The sequence below is a fragment of the Pseudomonas sp. 39004 genome, from assembly GCF_028682155.1.
GTDB classification, from domain to species: Bacteria; Pseudomonadota; Gammaproteobacteria; order Pseudomonadales; family Pseudomonadaceae; genus Aquipseudomonas; species Aquipseudomonas capeferrum.
Map to the genome: position 1 here is coordinate 1 of NZ_JANIAG010000124.1, position 17011 is coordinate 17011.

Here is a 17011-nt window from a genome sequence, read left to right on the forward strand (position 1 = left end):
CCCGCGCCAGGTGGCTGCGGTAGGCTGCTCAAGGGACAAAAGTGGAGCCCCAGAGAATAAGTCGCGTATGTATTCTTCCGTGGTCATGTTAGGTGTCCTCCGCTTAATTTCGGATATCCTATGACACCTGACGCAATTTTTAAAAGTATTTTTTCAAACTGCACTTGACAGTGAAAAAGTTTAGCTATAGTGCCTGCTGGTTATTTAGTTAAACTTTCCCAGGATTGTGTTTTTTTAGCGGCTAAAATTTATTTTCAGCTTGCGAGTCGCGATAAAAGAGCTAAGCGCTTTAGCTAAACTACCATTTAGGTTTTAGCTAAACTTTTATTTCTTTTTGATATGCTATCTAGTCGGGCAACTAGATCCTCGGAGCGTAAGTGCGTATATCTCTTCAACATTTGCATTGATTTGTGGCCGCTGATGCTCGATACCTCTTGGTCGGAGAGACCGCCCTCCACAAGGCGGCTTACCGCCTCATGTCTCAAGTCGTGAAATCTGAAGTCGGATAGCTGTAGCTTCTTGACCAGCAGCCCCCAGATCTTTGTGAATGCGTAGGGTCGACGTTTTCCGTCCTTCCCAGGTTCACCAAAAAACACCAGATTGCAATCGCAAGGGCGAGCTGGATTCATCATCGCGGCTTTGAAAAGCTCAGTCGCTCGCTTGCTCAGTGGCACAGTCCGTTGACCATCATTTTTCGTGTCAACGAGTCTTACGATGCGCCGTTCCGTATCCACCTGAGGTCTGCGTAGCGACGCGATTTCACCTGAGCGCATACCAGTTTCCAGAGCGATGCCAACGATCCACCCCAGCATTGGATTGCTATGCCGATTCACCTCTTCAAACAGCCGCCGTTCCTCATCCGGCGAGAGCCTACGATTGCGACCCTCCCCGGGACTTGGTTTGCGTATGTTCAGTACGGGGTTAAACGTCAGGCCCAGCCCCCACTCTTGGATCGCGACCGTGAAAACGTGGCTTAGCAGAGCCAGCTCCAGGCGTACGGTGTTATTACTGGTCGTGCCTGCGCGGCCTGGCTCGTTAAGGCGCTTGTCGCGATAGTTGGCAATGGTTTCAGCGGAAAGGGCTGCGAGAGAATACTTGCCCAGATGCTCCGCTAGTTTTTTAGCCTTGGAGATCTCACCGCGTTGAGTAGTAGGCTTCTTTGTAGGCGTAATGTCGCTGAGGTAGCGCTTGAGCGCTATTTCCAGCGTCATGCGCTCAGAGCCGCTGCGCTGGATATAGATACCGCGCACCATCTCGTCTTCGGTGCGTCGTGACCAATCCTCGGCGTCGCGTTTGGTGCGGAAGGTTTTGGCGTTGGTCGGCCATCCGGTCTTACGGATAACGGCCTTCCAGGTGCCGGCAGGGGTTTTGACGATTGTAGCCATCTGAAGGACTCCAAAGGCGTGCAAGCGAAGCCGCACTGTACCTAATTTGTACCTTTAGACCATAGGACTGTATCTGAGGTGGTTCCGCCAAAAACACGAAAGCCGCGCAATGCGCGGCTTTGAGTATGGTGGGCCCACACGGACTCGAACCGTGGACCAAAGGATTATGAGTCCTCTGCTCTAACCAACTGAGCTATAGGCCCTCAGAGGTGGCCGGATTATAACGAGGGTTTTGAAAGGGTGCCATCCGAAAGATCGGTTAGTGCTATACGAAGAAACGCCGCAGCGAATTCCTCCGCCGGCAGGGGCAGGCTGACGATGTAGCCTTGGATCTGCTCGCAGCCTTCGGCGGCCAGGAAGCGCTGTTGGGCCTGGTTCTCCACGCCTTCGGCAATGATGGTGAACTGCATGCTGCGGCCCAGGGCAATGATTGCGCGGGCGATGGCGGCGTCGTGGGGGTCGTCGGGCAGGCCGCGGATGAACGACTTGTCGATCTTGAGGATGTCCAGCGGCAGGCGTTTGAGGTAGCTGAGCGACGAATAGCCGGTGCCGAAATCGTCGATGGCCAATTGCACGCCCAGCTTTTTCAACTGGTGCAGCACGGCCAGGGCTTCCTCGGCCTGGCTCATGATGAAGTTCTCGGTGATTTCCAACTGCAGGTCGCCCGCCTTGAGTTGATAGGTCTTGAGCAACTGTTCGATGCGCCGCGCCAGGTGCGGGTGACGCAGTTGGGCGCCGGCCAGGTTGATCGACAGGGGACCGAAGTCTTCGTAGTGCATCTTCCAGAGGTGCATCTGCCGGCAGGCCTGCTCCAGCACCCAGTCGCCCAACTGAAGAATGGTGCCGTTCTCTTCTGCCAGGTGAATGAAATGCTCTGGCGGCACCTCACCAAAGGTCGGGTGGCTCCAGCGGATCAGCGCCTCGGCACCGACCAGGCTCTGGGTCTTGAGGCTGAGCTTGGGCTGGAAGCACAGGCTCATCTCGTTGCGCTCGACGGCGCGGCGCAACTCATGTTCGAGGGCGATGCGTTCGCTGGCCTGGGCGGTGAGGTCGCGGGTGTAGGCTTCTACACGGTTGCGGCCTTTGGCCTTGGAGCGGTACATGGCAGCGTCGGCATTGCGGATCAGCGTCGAGACGTCGCTGCCGTCCTGGGGGTAAAGGCTGATGCCGATGCTGGCGCTGGTGAAGAACTCGTGCTCGCCGGCCTGGAACGGCGCGCTGAAGCAGGCCAGCAACTTGCCGGCGATGCTGTTGGCATCGCTGGGCCTGTGCAGGCCGGGCAGAAGGATGATGAACTCGTCACCGCCCAGGCGGGCCACGGTGTCAACGTCACGCACCTGCTCTTTCAGGCGCTGTGCGATACCCTTGAGCAACAGGTCGCCGACCGGGTGCCCAAGGCTGTCGTTGATGTGCTTGAAGCGGTCGAGGTCGAGGAACAGGACCGCGCCCTGGCGGTTGGAAACCTGGGCGCAGGTGAGCACCGCCTGCAGGCGATTCTCGAACAACGCGCGGTTGGGCAGGCCGGTCAGTGGGTCGTGGTGGGCCTGGTAGTCGAGCTTGGCCTGGGCGTGTTTGAGGCTGGAGATGTCGGCGAACACGGCGACGAAGTGGGTGATTTCACGCTCGCTGTTGCGCACCGCGCTGATGGTCAGCCAACCAGGGTAGAACTCGCCATTCTTGCGCTTGTTGTAGATCTCGCCCTGCCAATGGCCCTCGGCGGTCAGTTGGTGCCACATGGCGGCATAGAAGGCGCTGTCGTGCTGGCCAGAGGCAAGCAGGCGCGGGGTCTGGCCGAGCGCTTCGATCTCGCTGTAGCCCGTGATTTCGCTGAATGCGCGGTTGACCGCGCTGATGCGCTGGTCGATATCGGTGATCAGCACGCCCTCGGCGGTGTTCTCGAACACGGTGGCGGCCAGTTGCAGTTTTTCCTGCATCAGGTGGCGCTCGGTGATATCGCGGGCGATGGTCAGCATGCAGTCGACACCGCCGATCGGCAGGGGCCGGGCAGACAGCTCGCACAGGCGGATCTGCCCATCGCTGCGGCGGATGTGGCAGCTGAAATCTCGCACGAAGCCATCACGCTTGAGCTGATCGACCAGGCGCTTGCGTTCGTTCAGGTCAACCCAGATGCCGAGGTCGAGGGAGGTCTGGTCGATGCTCGGGTTCAGGTCATAGCCGGTGAGGCGGCAGAAGCCCTCGTTGACTTCAATCAGCAGCCCATCACTCTGGCGTGACAGCAGCAGGCCATCGGGTGATGCGTGGAACGCCTTGGCGAACTTCTCTTCCGAGGTTTGCAGTTGCTCCTGGGTTTCCTTGAGCTGGCTGATGTCGCGCACGGCCACCACCAGCGCCGGGGTGCCATCGAGTTCGAAGGTTTCTGCCGAGGTCAGGCCCGTGAACAGCTGGCCGTTGCTGCGCCGGAAGCTCATTTCGAGGTTGCGGATGCCGCCTTGGTGCAGGCGTTCGAGCAAACGGGGGCCGCTGCCTTCTACGGCCCACAGGTCCAGCTCGGTGGCGGTGCGGCCGATGACTTGGCCCGGGGTCAGGCCGATCTGCTCCTCGAAGGCCTCGTTGACCTCCAGCAGGCAGCCGTCGCTGTGGCGGGCGATCAGCAGGATGTCCGGGCATTGCTGGAACACCGAAGCGAATTTCTGCTCCGACAGGCGCAGGGCATCCTCGGTGCGTTTGGTCTCGCTGATGTCGATCATCAGCCCGCGCATCACCGGCCGATGGCCATGCTCGATCATGCTGACGATGTTGCGCACCCAGAGCGCTTGGCCATCGGCGCGGATCACCCGGTAGTCGAGGCTGTGATCACGCCCGGCGGCGGTCTCGCTGTCGCAGTAGGCCTGGGCCCAGAGCGCGTCCTCGGGGTGCAGGATGCTGCGCCAGAAGCCCGGTTTGAGCCAATCATGCAGCGGGTAGCCGAGCAGGTCCTCGGCGTGGGGCGAGACATAGCTGTAGGTAAAGTCGTTGGCGTCCGCCTCCCAGGCGATTGCCGACAGGCTTTCGACCAGGCCGCGGTAGTGATACTCGCTGCTGCGCAGTTCCTGTTCGAGGGCGATACGACGGGAAATTTCCGAGCTGAGCCGACGGTTGATACGAATGACTACTGCGAGAATCGCCACCAGTAGCAGCACTGCAGGCAAGCCATAGATGAGCATGTCGGACCAGAACATGCGCTGGTCCACCACGTTGCCGACCCAGCGCTGCTGAATATGGCTGACTTCGGCGCTGGTCATGTCGGCCATGACCTTATCGAGAATACCCACCAGCACTTTGTTATCCCGCGGTGCGGCCATGGCCAGCTGATAGCGGTAGGGCGTTTCGCCGCTGACGTAGAGGCCGTCGAGCTTGAGCTGGCGCAAGCTCCAGATGCTCGAGGCGAGGTCGCCGACCACGGCATCGACCTCGTCGGTGGCCAGGGCTTGCAGCGTCGAACTGACATTGGGCATGGCCACCAGGTTGAGGTCCGGGTGGTGGGTGCGCAGCAGTTCGTGTGGGGCGTAGTCCTCGACCACGGCGATTTTCAGGCCGTACAGGTCTTTCAATGAACGGGGTTGTGCACCACCTTTGTGGGCAAGGATGACAATGGGGAAGTCGAGGTAGGGGCGGGTGAAGGCCAGATAACCCTGACGCTCTGGAGTCGACATGATGCCGGGGAGCAGGTCGAGCTTGCCATTGCGCGCTTGCGCCAATACCTCGGTCCAGCTCTTTGGCTCGACCGGTTTTAGCGTCACACCCAGGCGTTCCTGGATCATGGCGATGTAGTCGGCGGCCAATCCCTGGTACCGGCCCTCCTGGTCGCGAAACTCGAACGGTGGCCAAGAGGCGTCTACGCCCAGGCTCAACTGCGGGTGGGCAGCCAGCCAGGCTTTTTCCTCGTCTGTCAGGGTCAGGGCGCCGGCCGTTGTGGTCCACAGAATCAGGAGCAGCAACAGGATGGCCGGCATCAGGGGCATAGCGGCCTCGCGATCAGAGTGTCTGACGACGAGTGTAGACCGGCATTCAGGGGGATGTGGGGCGGAAGTCGGGCATTGTGTTGCAGCCGGGGCCGCAAAAGAAAAACCCCGGCCTGGGCCGGGGTTTGTCATCACTCGTCGAGGAAGGAGCGCAGATGCTCGCTGCGAGTCGGGTGGCGCAGTTTGCGCAACGCCTTCGCCTCGATCTGACGGATCCGTTCACGGGTCACGTCGAACTGCTTGCCCACCTCTTCGAGGGTGTGGTCGGTGTTCATGTCGATGCCGAAGCGCATACGCAGCACTTTGGCTTCGCGGGCGGTCAGGCCCGAGAGCACGTCGCGGGTGGCTTCCTTGAGGCTTTCGACCGTGGCCACATCGATCGGGGACTGCATGGTCGAGTCCTCGATGAAGTCACCCAGGTGCGAGTCTTCGTCGTCACCGATCGGGGTTTCCATGGAGATCGGCTCTTTGGCGATCTTCAGTACCTTGCGGATCTTGTCCTCAGGCATTTCCATGCGCTCGCCCAGCTCTTCCGGGGTCGGTTCACGACCCATTTCCTGCAACATCTGCCGGGAAATACGGTTGAGCTTGTTGATCGTCTCGATCATGTGCACCGGAATACGGATGGTGCGCGCCTGGTCGGCGATCGAGCGGGTGATCGCCTGGCGAATCCACCAGGTGGCATATGTCGAGAACTTGTAGCCGCGACGGTATTCGAACTTGTCCACCGCTTTCATCAAGCCGATGTTGCCTTCCTGGATCAGATCGAGGAACTGCAGGCCACGGTTGGTGTACTTCTTGGCGATGGAGATCACCAGACGCAGGTTCGCCTCGACCATTTCTTTCTTGGCGCGGCGGGCCTTGGCTTCACCGATCGACATGCGACGGTTGATTTCCTTGATCTCGGCGACGGTCAGGCCAGTCTCGGTCTCAAGGTCGATCAGCTTCTGTTGGCAAGCGACGATGGCAGCGTCTTTTTCACCCAGGGCGGCAGCCCACTTGGTGCTACGCTTGGCCAGGTCACCGCTCCAGGTCTGGTCGGTTTCGTTGCTTGGGAACATGCGCAGGAAGTCGGCACGCGGCATGCGGGCGTCACGGACGCACAGTTGCATGATGGCGCGTTCTTGCTGACGCAGGCGGCTCAGTGCATCACGCACGCGCTCGACCAGTACCTCGAACTGCTTGGGTACCAGCTTGATCGGCATGAACAGGTCAGCCAGGGCCTGAAGGGCCGCGATGCTTTCCTTGGCGCTGCGACCGCTCTTCTTCAGCACCTTGTTGGTGACTTGAAGCTGATCGGCAACGGCACCGAAACGCTGAGCTGCTACGACGGGGTCCGGGCCACTTTCGACCTCTTCCTCGTCATCGCTCTCTTCGCTTTCTTCTTCGTCGTCTGCTTCTTCCTTGGTAGCCGCGGCCTTGGCGCCTGGAACAGGCACTTCTTCGGTCGGGGCAGCGATGTTGTCATCAGGGTCGATGTAACCGCTGAGCACATCGGACAGACGGCCACCTTCGGTGGTGACACGATCGTATTCGCTGAGAATGTAGTCGACAGTACCCGGGAAGTGAGCGATGGCGCCCATGACTTCACGGATGCCTTCCTCGATACGCTTGGCGATTTCGATCTCGCCTTCGCGGGTCAGCAGCTCGACAGTACCCATTTCACGCATGTACATGCGCACCGGGTCGGTCGTGCGGCCGATATCGGTTTCAACTGCCGCCAACGCAGCAGCGGCTTCTTCGGCCGCGGCTTCGTCGGTGTCGGCTTCCGCCAACAGAAGGGCATCCGCATCCGGAGCACTCTCGAATACGTTGATCCCCATGTCGTTGATCATGCGGATGATGTCTTCCACCTGTTCAGGATCTGAAATATCCTCAGGCAGGTGGTCGTTGACCTCCGCGTAAGTCAGGTAGCCCTGCTCACGACCGCGGGTGATCAACTCTTTGATACGAGACTGCTGTTGCGCTTTTCCGGACATAACACCCTATCCACTGAAGGTCTTGGCGGGCAAAAAACAAGCCGAGGATTATACCCGAGCATGGGCCTCACGCGCCAGATGAGGTCGGCGTTTGTGCGGGAACATTCCTGCTAAGCAGGGCGAGAAGCTGAGATTTTTCCTCACTGCTCAACTCGCTTTGACGTGCTTTCCTGAGCAGATGTTCCAGGCTGCGCTCGCGTTGGCGGGCGGACAAGCTAGTTATAGTGTCGAAAAACTGTTGTTCAAGGTTGTCGGCCACGATCAGCCATTCCTTCTCAGCCAATGCCCGCAGCAAACGGCCCTGTTCGGTGCCGTGCCAGCGTGCAATCAACTGCATTGAGCTTAGCCCAGGATTCTTCTGCGCGGCTTCGATCAATGCCACCAGCAACTGGCTGTAGAGGTGCTCTTCGTCGGCGAAGTGGCTGGCATCTTCCACCTTCCCGGCCAGCAACGGGTGGTGCAGCAGGGTGCGCAGGGCGGCCAGCGTAGGCGGCTCCACGGGGGCCGGCGTGCGCGGTGGTGCCTCATCGCGTTGCTGCCAGGGCTTGCCGCCTTTGCGGTTTTTGTCCCAGGGCTTGTCGCTCCACGGTTTCTTGCCGCCACCCTTGTTCGGCTTCCATTGCTGCTCTTGCTGCGCCGGGGCGTAGTCGTGCTGCGGCATGTCGCCGAAGTCCGGGGTGTAGCTGGCCATGGCGTCGTAGTCATAGCCCGGGTCGTAGTCCGGTACGCTGCTGCTGGCAGCCGGCTGTTGGGCCAGTTGCTCTACTTGCTGCGGGTCGAGGCCGGTAATTTCTTTCAGGCGGTTACGCATCAGCTGGCGCAGGTTGGCGCCCGGGATTTTTTCGACCAGCGGTGCAGCCAGGGTTGCCAGATGCGCCTTGCCTTCCAGCGAGCGCGGGTCGGCCTCAATGCTCAACTGTTCGAAAAAGTAATCCGCCAGTGGCTGGGCGTGCTGGTTGATGCGTGCCATGAAGGCATCGGTGCCTTCGGCGCGCACCAAGCTGTCCGGGTCTTCGCCTTCGGGCAGGAACAAAAAGCGTGCGCGGCGGCCGTCCTGCAGCGCCGACAGGGTCGACTCCAGTGCGCGCCAGGCGGCTTTGCGCCCGGCTTGGTCGCCGTCAAAACAGAACAATACGCTGGGCACCACACGGAACAGGCGCTTGAGGTGTTCTTCGCTGGTGGCGGTGCCGAGGGTGGCGACGGCATTGCGCAGGCCTTGCTGGGCCAGTGCGATAACGTCCATGTAGCCCTCGACGACAATGATTTCATCGAGGTTGCGGTTGTGCTTGCGTGCCTCGTAAAGCCCGTAGAGCTCTTGGCCCTTGTGGAAAACCGGGGTTTCCGGGGAGTTGAGGTACTTGGGCTTGTCGTCGCCCAGCACGCGGCCACCGAAGGCGATCACCCGGCCACGGCTGTCGCGGATCGGGAACATCACACGGTCGCGGAAGCGGTCATAGCGCTTGCCGCTCTCGGCGTTCTCGATCAGCAGGCCGGCGTCGATCATCACCTTTTGCTGCAGGCTGTCGGCGCCCAGGTGCTTGAGCAGGTTGTCCCAGCCTGGCGGGGCAAAGCCCAGGCCAAAGTCGCGGGCAATCTCACCGGACAGGCCGCGCCCCTTGAGGTAATCCACCGCCGCCTTGCGGGTCGGGTGGCTGCGCAGGGCCTGGCGATAGAATTCGGTGGCAGCATCCAGTAGCGGGTACAGCGGCGAATCTGTCGGCTGGCGTGGCTTCTGCGCGCGCCGGCCTTCCTCGCGTGGCACTTCCATGCCGGCGGCACGGGCCAGTTCCTCGACTGCCAGGGGGAAGTCCAGGTTGTCGTGGTCCATGACGAAGCCAAGGGCGTTGCCGCCGGCGCCGCAGCCGAAGCAGTAGTAGAACTGCTTGTCGGGGCTGACCGTGAAGGAAGGGGTTTTTTCCTTGTGGAACGGGCAGCAGGCGGAGTAGTTCTTGCCGGTTTTTTTCAGCTGGACGCGCGAACTCACCACGTCGACAATGTCGAGGCGGTTGATAAGGTCGTCAATGAAGCTCTGGGGAATCAGCCCGGCCATGGCAGTCTCGTCATCTGGCAACTGGCAAGTCTAATCGCTCACGCGCCGGTTGGGGCGAATGCTGCAAGGGGAAGTGCGAGGGAGGTATGTGCTCGTCGCCAGCCAATGAAGGCTCGTCAGACAGGACGTGCACGCCTGGTCAAGGACCAGCTCTGACGTTTCAGGCAGGTTGCCCTGCTGCAGTTCGCATGACGCGAGTGCGTAGGGGCCTTGAGCTAGCTGCCCAAGTTTGAAGCAATTGTGTAGCAACCGCTGCCATCGGCCCGGCGGTGAGCCGGGCAGGGCAGAAGCTTTGCGTAGAACGTCTGTATTAGTACAGACGAACGGCGCGGCGCTGTTCGCGCTGAACTTTCTTGGCGTGACGCTTAACAGCTGCAGCTGCTTTACGCTTACGCTCTGCGGTCGGCTTCTCGTAAAATTCGCGGCTACGAACTTCAGCCAGTACACCGGCTTTTTCGCAGGAGCGCTTGAAACGACGCAGAGCTACGTCGAAGGGTTCGTTCTCTTTAACTTTGACGGCTGGCATCCAGGGCTACCTTAATTCATTACCGGGGTAGACGTGCTCCTGGCAAAACAAAGGTGTGCTGGAGAACGTCGGTTTTCAAGGGTTGCGGATGTTAACCCTTAGCTGGCCGGAATGCAAAGCCTCTGATCGAAAACCGCTGGTCGGCACCCGACACGGCGACTATCATGCGCGGCTTCGAATTCAGCCCCCACAAGGGACGAACCCATGCTAGTACTGGGATTGGAAACATCCTGCGACGAAACTGGCGTCGCATTATATGACAGCGAACGCGGCTTGTTGGCCGACGCGCTGTTCAGCCAGATCGACCTGCACCGCGTGTTCGGCGGTGTGGTCCCCGAGCTTGCCTCACGCGATCACGTCAAGCGCATGCTGCCGCTGATCCGCCAGGTGCTGGACGAGGCTGGCTGCGTGGCCACCGAGATCGACGCCATCGCCTACACCGCGGGTCCTGGGCTGGTCGGCGCGCTGCTGGTCGGGGCTTCCTGCGCCCAGGCGCTGGCGTTTGCCTGGGACATTCCGGCCATTGGTGTGCACCACATGGAAGGCCATCTTCTGGCGCCCATGCTGGAAGAAACCCCACCCGAATTTCCGTTCGTCGCTTTGTTGGTATCGGGCGGCCATACCCAGCTGGTACGGGTCGATGGCATCGGCCATTACCAACTGTTGGGCGAGAGCCTGGATGACGCGGCCGGTGAGGCCTTCGACAAGACCGCCAAGCTGATCGGCCTGAACTACCCAGGCGGCCCTGAAATCGCCCGGCTGGCCGAGCAGGGCGTACCAGGGCGCTTTGTCTTCCCGCGGCCGATGACCGATCGCCCAGGCCTGGAATTCAGTTTCAGCGGCCTCAAGACGTTCGCCCTGAACACCTGGCAGCAATGCCGCGATGCTGGCGACGACGGTGAGCAAACCCGTTGCGACGTGTCCCTGGCATTCCAGCAGGCGGTGGTAGAGACTTTGACCATCAAGTGCAAGCGGGCCCTGAAGCAGACTGGCCTGAAGCGGCTGGTGATCGCCGGTGGCGTCAGCGCCAACAAGGCTTTGCGCGCGTCCCTCGAGGACATGCTGGCCAGCATGAAGGGCAACGTGTACTACGCGCGCCCGCAGTTCTGCACCGACAACGGCGCCATGATCGCCTATGCCGGCTGCCAGCGCCTGTTGGCCGGGCAGCATCAGGACCTGGCGATCAGTGTGCAGGCACGTTGGCCGATGGAGCAGTTGCCGCCGGTCTGACAGGTGTCAGAAGTGGCGTTCGCGCCCGGCGAACAGGTCGCGCAGGTTGTTGCGATGACGCCAGACGATCAGCACCGTGAGTACGCTGATCGGTAGCAAGGCCTCTGGCTCGCGCCAAGCGAGCAGGGGCAGGGTCAGCGGCGTGGCGATCAGCGCCGCCAGCGAGCTGGTGCGGGTGAGGTAGAAGGTCAGCAGCCAGGCGGCGATGGCCAGCAGTGCGGCCGGGAAGTACAGGGCCATGAGCATGCCGGCGGCAGTCGCCACACCCTTGCCGCCCCGGAAGCGAAAGTACAGCGGGAACAGGTGGCCCAGCACCGCGCATACGCCAACCCAGGCCTGCGCGTGCAGGTCGAGCCCGGCAAGGCGGGCGAGCAATACTGGCAACAAGCCCTTGCACAGGTCGCCAAGCAGGGTCAGGATCGCCAGCTTGCGGCCTGCCAGGCGTAGCATGTTGGTGGCCCCGGCATTGCCCGAACCGCTGGAACGGGGGTCCGGGCTACCGAACAGGCGGCTGAGGACGATGGCGAAGGACAGCGAGCCGAGCAGGTAGGCGAGCAGCGCCAATAACCAAAACATGCTAACTATTCCGGGCGAGGACGCCCTGATTCTAACGGCGCCAGTCGCCCTTGTCGTGCTGTGGAGAGAAGTGCTTGGACAGAGTGTTCATCGAAGGCCTGGAAGTCGATACCGTCATCGGTGCCTATGACTGGGAGCGGGATATTCGCCAGTGCTTGCGCCTGGACCTGAGTTTCGCCTGGGATAACCGCCCGGCAGCGGCCGGCGACGATCTCAGCCTGGCGCTGGACTACGCCAGTGTTTCGGCGCGTATCCAGGCATTTTCCGAGCAGGCGCGCTTCGAACTGGTGGAAACCTTCGCCGAGCGCCTGGTCGCGGTGCTGATGGAAGAATTCCAGATCCCGTGGGTGCGGCTGAAACTGACCAAGCCAGGCGCGGTCCCCGCTGCCCGTGGCGGTGTTGGCGTGGAGATCGAGCGCGGATGTCTCTGAACACGGTTTACCTGGGCCTGGGCAGCAACATCGACCGCGAGGTGCACCTGTGCGCGGGGCTTGATGCCTTGGCGGGGATCCTCACCGACATGCGTTGTTCGCCGGCGTTCGAGAGCCAGGCGGTGGGCATCAAGAGTGGCCCGTTCATCAACTTCGTGGTGACCGGCAAGACCGACCTGCCACTGATGGAGCTGGACCGCCGGCTCAAGTTCATCGAAGCCGACAACGGCCGCTACGCGCCCGAGCGCAAAGGGCTGCCGCTGGATATCGACGTGTTGATGTATGACGACCTGCACGGCACGTTCGATGGGTTGGTGCTGCCGCGGGCCGAGATCCTGAAAAACGCGTTCGTGTTGTGGCCATTGTCGCTCTTGGCGCCCGAGCTGGTGCACCCTGGGGTGGGCAAGCCCATGGCGCAGGTGTGGCAGGAGGCGCGGATTGATCAGGTGCTGGCCCCGGTCGCCTTCGAGTGGCGAGGGTTGCAGCTGACGCCGGCCTGAGCCTATCCCTTTCGGTGCCTGGCCGGGCCTCTTCGCGGTGCCCGGCAAATCGTGAAATCAGCCTTCTGCAGCGCTTTTGTAGGCCGCCAGCGCCTTTAATCGCTCACCTTTAAGCGACTCGCCCAACGCCTGCCCGGTCAGCCCAGCCTGCACCAGCGGCTTCACATCCACAGCCCTTGCCGCAGCCGCTGCCCCTCGCAGGTAGTCAGCCTGTGGATAAGCCAGATTGCCCTGCCGCGCGCGCGCATCCATCTCGCAGGCGCTGATGAAGTCGTCGAAGCGCTGTGGCCGCCGATACACATCGAACTTCTGCAACAGCTCCAGCAACGCCGTGGGCGGCAACTCAAGGGCCTGGTTGCATTGAGACAGGCACTCACCCACCAGCATGGCCAGCTCCTGGCAGTCTCGCGGCGCCTTGAAGCGCTGGCTGACCGCCTTGATCGTTGCTGGCTGCAGCTCGCGCAGCAGGCAAGCCCAGCGCACATGCAGTGGTTGATCATGCTGCGCGGCCTGCTCCAGGCCCGCCAAGGCGTGGGGGCTATCCTCAAGCTCTGGCAACAGTGCCTGCAAGGCATCGCAAGCGCGCAAGACCTCGAAGAACACCTGGGGTTGCGGCTCCATCAGCGCGCGCTCGATCTCTTTCCAGCTGCGTTCGGCGGTGAGCGCCTGCAGTTCGCCAGAGGCACTGATCTGACGCATCAGCGCCAGGGTTTCGTCAGCCACCTTGAAGCCCAGTGGCGCGTAGCGTGCGGCAAAGCGGGCAACCCTGAGTACCCGCAGGGGGTCTTCGGCGAACGCGGGGGACACGTGGCGTAAAAGGCGCCTGTCGAGGTCCTCTTTGCCGTGATAGGGGTCGTAAAGCGTGCCGTCGTCGTCCTCCGCCATCGCATTGATGGTCAGGTCGCGGCGGATCAGGTCTTCTTCGAGGGTGACATCGGGGCTGGCATGGAAGGTAAACCCGCCATAGCCACGGCCACTTTTGCGCTCGGTGCGCGCCAGGGCGTATTCCTCACCGCTTCGGGGGTGGATGAACACCGGGAAATCAGCGCCTACCGGGCGGTAGCCCAGGGCCTGCATCTGTTCGACGGTAGCGCCAACCACCAGCCAGTCGATGTCGCTGACGGGGCGCCCGAGCAAGCGGTCGCGCACGGCGCCGCCAACTTTGTAGATGTGCATGTACAGCCTCCATAACTGCCCACAGGATAACCTGTTGGCAGTTATGGAGGGGCGTCGCTGCTAGAGGTGGTGGATGACGGCAAGGTCCATGCGGCCATAGTCGGCGCTTTCGCCGTGCTCGCCGCGCGGAGGCATGTGATGGGTCTTCATGACCTGGTCGCCTTGTACGGTCTCCAGGTGAATGTCGAAGCCCCACAGGCGGTGCAGGTGCTTGAGCACTTCCTCGGTCGAGTCGCCCAGCGGTTTGCGATTGTGTTGTTGGTGGCGCAGGGTCAGCGAGCGGTCGCCGCGGCGGTCGATGCTCCAGATCTGTACGTTGGGTTCACGGTTGCCCAGGTTGTATTGGGCCGCCAGTTGTTCGCGAATGAACCGGTACCCTGCCTCGTCATGGATAGCGGGTACCAGCAGGTCATCACGCTGGTCGTCGTCGAGAATGCTGAACAGCTTGAGGTCGCGGATCACCTTGGGCGACAGGTACTGCAGGATGAAGCTCTCGTCCTTGAAGCTGCTCATGGCGAACTTGATGGTCGAGAGCCAGTCGCTGCCGGCAATGTCGGGGAACCAGTGGCGATCTTCTTCGGTCGGGTTTTCGCAAATGCGGCGGATGTCGGTGTACATCGCAAAGCCGAGCGCATAGGGGTTGATGCCGTTGTAGTACGGGCTGTCGAAACCTGGTTGGAACACCACGCTGGTGTGCGACTGCAGGAACTCCATGATGAAACCGTCGGTGACCAGGCCCTCGTCGTACAGGTCGTTCATCAGCGTGTAGTGCCAGAAGGTGGCCCACCCTTCGTTCATCACCTGGGTCTGGCGCTGCGGATAGAAGTACTGCGCTATCTTGCGCACGATGCGCACCACTTCGCGCTGCCAGGGTTCGAGCAGGGGTGCGTGCTTTTCGATGAAGTACAGGATGTTTTCCTGAGGTTCGGCGGGGAAGCGCGCATCATCACGCTCGCCACCTTTCTCCGCGCCCTTGGGAATGGTGCGCCACAGGTCGTTGATCTGCCGTTGCAGGTGCTCTTCACGCTCCTTCTGCCGGCGCCGCTCCTCCTCGGCAGAAATGGGGTAGGGGCGCTTGTAGCGGTCGACACCATAGTTCATCAGCGCGTGGCAGGAGTCGATGAGGTCTTCGACGGCATCGATGCCGTGGCGCTCTTCACACTGGGCGATGTACTGCTTGGCAAACACCAGGTAGTCGATGATCGAACTGGCATCGGTCCAGGTGCGGAACAGGTAGTTGCCCTTGAAAAAGCTGTTGTGGCCATAACAGGCATGGGCGATCACCAGTGCCTGCATGCACATGGTGTTTTCTTCCATCAGGTAGGCAATGCACGGGTCGGAGTTGATCACGATCTCGTACGCCAGGCCCATCTGGCCCCTACTGTAGGACTTTTCGGTACTGAGGAACTGCTTGCCATAGGACCAGTGATGGTAGCCCAGCGGCATGCCTACCGAGGCGTAGGCATCCATCATCTGCTCGGCGGTGATCACTTCGATCTGGTTGGGATAGGTGTCCAGGGCATAACGCTCGGCCAGGCGGCTGATTTCCCGGTCGTAGGTCTGGATCAGGTCGAATGTCCATTCGGACCCGGTGGAAATAGGTTGGCGTTTCTGAGCTCTGGCGGTCATGTGGCTAACCTGCGCTGGAAGAGTTCACGGAAGACCGGGTAGATGTCGCCGGCCGATACCAACTGCTGCTGGGCGAACGTGTCGGGGAAGCCTTCGCCGATTCGCTCGTACTCGTACCACAGCGCCTGATGCTCACGGGGGGTGATCTCGACGTAAGTGTAGTACTGCACGTGCGGCATGATCTGCTTGGAGAGGATCTCGCGGCAGATCGGCGAGTCGTCGTTCCAGTTGTCGCCGTCGGAAGCCTGGGCGGCATAGATGTTCCAGTCGCTGGCCGGGTAGCGTTCGGCCATGATTTCCTGCATCAGCTTGAGCGCGCTGGAGACGATGGTGCCGCCGGTCTCCCGCGAATAGAAGAACTCTTCCTCGTCCACTTCCCGCGCACTGGTGTGATGGCGGATGAAGACCACTTCGATGCGGTCGTAATTACGCTTGAGGAACAGGTACAGGAGGATGAAGAAGCGCTTGGCGATGTCCTTGGTGGCCTGGGTCATGGAGCCGGAAACGTCCATCAGGCAGAACATCACGGCTTTCGAACTGGGGTTGGGCTGCTTGACCAGCAGGTTGTACTTGAGGTCGAAGGTGTCGAGGAAGGGCAGGCGGTTGATGCGCGCCTTGAGCCGTTCGATTTCTTGCTCGACTTCCTGGATGTCGGTGAAGTTGTCAGGTTCCTCGACCTTCAGGCGGTCGAGTTCTTTCTGCGCTTCGCGCAACAAGGCACGGCTGCTGCCGGTCAGGGCAATACGCCGGGCATGGGCCGAACGCAGGGTGCGAACGATGTTGATGCGTGATGGGTTGCCTTCGTTGGCAATACCGGCACGTACGGTCTTGAAGGTGTCGGCACCGGTCAGGTGGCGCTTGACCAGGTTGGGCAGTTCGAGGTCTTCGAACATGAATTCGAGAAACTCTTCCTGGGTGATCTGGAAGACGAATTCATCCATGCCCTCGCCAGAATTGCCGGCCTTGCCGCGGCCACCGCCGCCGCCACCACCTTGGGGCCTGGGGATGTGTTCGCCGGCGGTGAATTCCTTGTTGCCAGGGTGCACGATGGTCTGCTTGCCGCCACGACCGTGGTGCAACACCGGTTCATCGATGTCCCGTCCCGGAATGCTGATCTGCTCGCCATGCTCCATGTCCATGATGGAACGGCGGCTCACGGCCTCTTCGACGGCCTTTTTGATGTGCTCACGGTAACGCCGCAGAAAACGCTGGCGGTTGACCGTGCTCTTGTTCTTGCCGTTCAGGCGTCGGTCGATTACGTAGCTCATGGTCCCTCCGGTGACTGGATGCAGCTGCAAGCCACGAGCTTCAAGCTGCAAGAAAGAGCAGCCACCGCGGCTGCAAGCTGTGGCGTAGACAGAAGCGCCGACGCCGGGCAGCTTGCAGCTTGCGGCTAGAAGCTTGCCGCTTTATTGCGATTTCCTGACCCGCAGGTACCATTCCGACAGCAAGCGCACCTGCTTGTCGGTGTAACCACGCTCCACCATCCGGGTGACGAAGTCGTTGTGTTTCTTCTGGTCTTCCTTGCTGGCCTTGGCATTGAAGCTGATGACCGGCAGCAGGTCTT

At 61.0% G+C, this 17011-nt stretch carries 13 protein-coding genes and 1 tRNA gene; 3 read left to right on the forward strand and 11 right to left on the reverse strand.

From position 1 onward, the window contains the following. Positions 1 to 305: 305 nt before the first annotated feature. The 6 genes from NP534_RS19385 to rpsU all read right to left on the reverse strand — a co-directional run bounded on the left by NP534_RS19385 (position 306) and on the right by rpsU (position 9902). Complete coding sequence (locus tag NP534_RS19385; RefSeq protein WP_274099764.1) at positions 306 to 1385, reverse strand: site-specific integrase; 1080 nt, start codon at positions 1383 to 1385, stop codon at positions 306 to 308. A 126-nt stretch (positions 1386 to 1511) separates the two neighbouring features. Beyond that, positions 1512 to 1588: transfer RNA gene (locus NP534_RS19390), tRNA-Ile, on the reverse strand. Positions 1589 to 1603: 15 nt separating this feature from the next. Then, positions 1604 to 5347: a bifunctional diguanylate cyclase/phosphodiesterase gene (locus tag NP534_RS19395; protein WP_274099765.1), complete on the reverse strand. Its 3744-nt coding sequence runs from the start codon at positions 5345 to 5347 to the stop codon at positions 1604 to 1606. 131 nt (positions 5348 to 5478) lie between these two features. Beyond that, on the reverse strand, positions 5479 to 7326 hold the full coding sequence (gene rpoD / locus NP534_RS19400; RefSeq protein WP_274099766.1) for an RNA polymerase sigma factor RpoD: 1848 nt from the start codon (positions 7324 to 7326) through the stop codon (positions 5479 to 5481). A 67-nt stretch (positions 7327 to 7393) separates the two neighbouring features. Next, positions 7394 to 9376 carry a DNA primase gene (dnaG, locus tag NP534_RS19405; RefSeq protein WP_274099767.1) on the reverse strand — a complete coding sequence of 661 codons (1983 nt, stop codon included), beginning with the start codon at positions 9374 to 9376 and terminating at the stop codon, positions 7394 to 7396. A 310-nt stretch (positions 9377 to 9686) separates the two neighbouring features. Beyond that, positions 9687 to 9902 (reverse strand): 30S ribosomal protein S21, encoded by a 216-nt coding sequence (rpsU, locus tag NP534_RS19410; RefSeq protein ID WP_003255575.1) that lies wholly within the window; start codon positions 9900 to 9902, stop codon positions 9687 to 9689. Between the two features lie 204 nt (positions 9903 to 10106). On the opposite strand from rpsU, the gene tsaD reads away from it, so the two are divergent. Beyond that, positions 10107 to 11132, forward strand: a complete 1026-nt coding sequence (tsaD, locus tag NP534_RS19415) for a tRNA (adenosine(37)-N6)-threonylcarbamoyltransferase complex transferase subunit TsaD (protein ID WP_274099768.1) — start codon at positions 10107 to 10109, stop codon at positions 11130 to 11132. Positions 11133 to 11138: 6 nt separating this feature from the next. On the opposite strand, the gene plsY is transcribed toward tsaD, so the two are convergent. Next, the gene (plsY, locus tag NP534_RS19420) at positions 11139 to 11708 is read right to left on the reverse strand and encodes a glycerol-3-phosphate 1-O-acyltransferase PlsY (RefSeq protein WP_274099769.1); all 570 of its coding nucleotides are present in this window, start codon (positions 11706 to 11708) and stop codon (positions 11139 to 11141) included. Positions 11709 to 11782: 74 nt separating this feature from the next. Here plsY and folB point away from each other — a divergent pair, with 74 nt between their 5' ends. Beyond that, the gene (folB, locus tag NP534_RS19425; RefSeq protein ID WP_033703061.1) at positions 11783 to 12139 is read left to right on the forward strand and encodes a dihydroneopterin aldolase; all 357 of its coding nucleotides are present in this window, start codon (positions 11783 to 11785) and stop codon (positions 12137 to 12139) included. After that, a complete protein-coding gene (gene folK, locus NP534_RS19430; protein ID WP_274099770.1) occupies positions 12130 to 12639 on the forward strand; it encodes a 2-amino-4-hydroxy-6-hydroxymethyldihydropteridine diphosphokinase in 510 nt (169 codons plus the stop codon). Before folB ends, folK begins: the two co-directional genes overlap by 10 nt. Before the next feature lie 57 nt (positions 12640 to 12696). On the opposite strand, the gene NP534_RS19435 is transcribed toward folK, so the two are convergent. The 4 genes from NP534_RS19435 to NP534_RS19450 form a co-directional block, all read right to left on the reverse strand. Continuing rightward, positions 12697 to 13815, reverse strand: a complete 1119-nt coding sequence (locus NP534_RS19435; protein ID WP_274099771.1) for a multifunctional CCA addition/repair protein — start codon at positions 13813 to 13815, stop codon at positions 12697 to 12699. A gap of 60 nt (positions 13816 to 13875) precedes the next feature. Then, positions 13876 to 15444: a SpoVR family protein gene (locus NP534_RS19440; protein ID WP_033703057.1), complete on the reverse strand. Its 1569-nt coding sequence runs from the start codon at positions 15442 to 15444 to the stop codon at positions 13876 to 13878. Then, positions 15441 to 16712 (reverse strand): YeaH/YhbH family protein, encoded by a 1272-nt coding sequence (locus NP534_RS19445; RefSeq protein WP_033703056.1) that lies wholly within the window; start codon positions 16710 to 16712, stop codon positions 15441 to 15443. The genes NP534_RS19440 and NP534_RS19445 overlap by 4 nt, the downstream gene beginning before the upstream one ends. Before the next feature lie 141 nt (positions 16713 to 16853). Next, positions 16854 to 17011 (reverse strand): hypothetical protein (locus tag NP534_RS19450; protein WP_274099772.1); only part of this gene is annotated, 158 nt, incomplete at its 5' end.

Coding starts and splice junctions, on each gene's coding strand:
- NP534_RS19385 (WP_274099764.1), bottom strand. CDS start 1,385: ATGGCTACAATCGTCAAAACCCCTGCCGGCACCTGGAAGGCCGTTATC.
- NP534_RS19395 (WP_274099765.1), bottom strand. CDS start 5,347: ATGCCCCTGATGCCGGCCATCCTGTTGCTGCTCCTGATTCTGTGGACC.
- rpoD (WP_274099766.1), bottom strand. CDS start 7,326: ATGTCCGGAAAAGCGCAACAGCAGTCTCGTATCAAAGAGTTGATCACC.
- dnaG (WP_274099767.1), bottom strand. CDS start 9,376: ATGGCCGGGCTGATTCCCCAGAGCTTCATTGACGACCTTATCAACCGC.
- rpsU (WP_003255575.1), bottom strand. CDS start 9,902: ATGCCAGCCGTCAAAGTTAAAGAGAACGAACCCTTCGACGTAGCTCTG.
- tsaD (WP_274099768.1), top strand. CDS start 10,107: ATGCTAGTACTGGGATTGGAAACATCCTGCGACGAAACTGGCGTCGCA.
- plsY (WP_274099769.1), bottom strand. CDS start 11,708: ATGTTTTGGTTATTGGCGCTGCTCGCCTACCTGCTCGGCTCGCTGTCC.
- folK (WP_274099770.1), top strand. CDS start 12,130: ATGTCTCTGAACACGGTTTACCTGGGCCTGGGCAGCAACATCGACCGC.
- NP534_RS19435 (WP_274099771.1), bottom strand. CDS start 13,815: ATGCACATCTACAAAGTTGGCGGCGCCGTGCGCGACCGCTTGCTCGGG.
- NP534_RS19440 (WP_033703057.1), bottom strand. CDS start 15,444: ATGACCGCCAGAGCTCAGAAACGCCAACCTATTTCCACCGGGTCCGAA.
- NP534_RS19445 (WP_033703056.1), bottom strand. CDS start 16,712: ATGAGCTACGTAATCGACCGACGCCTGAACGGCAAGAACAAGAGCACG.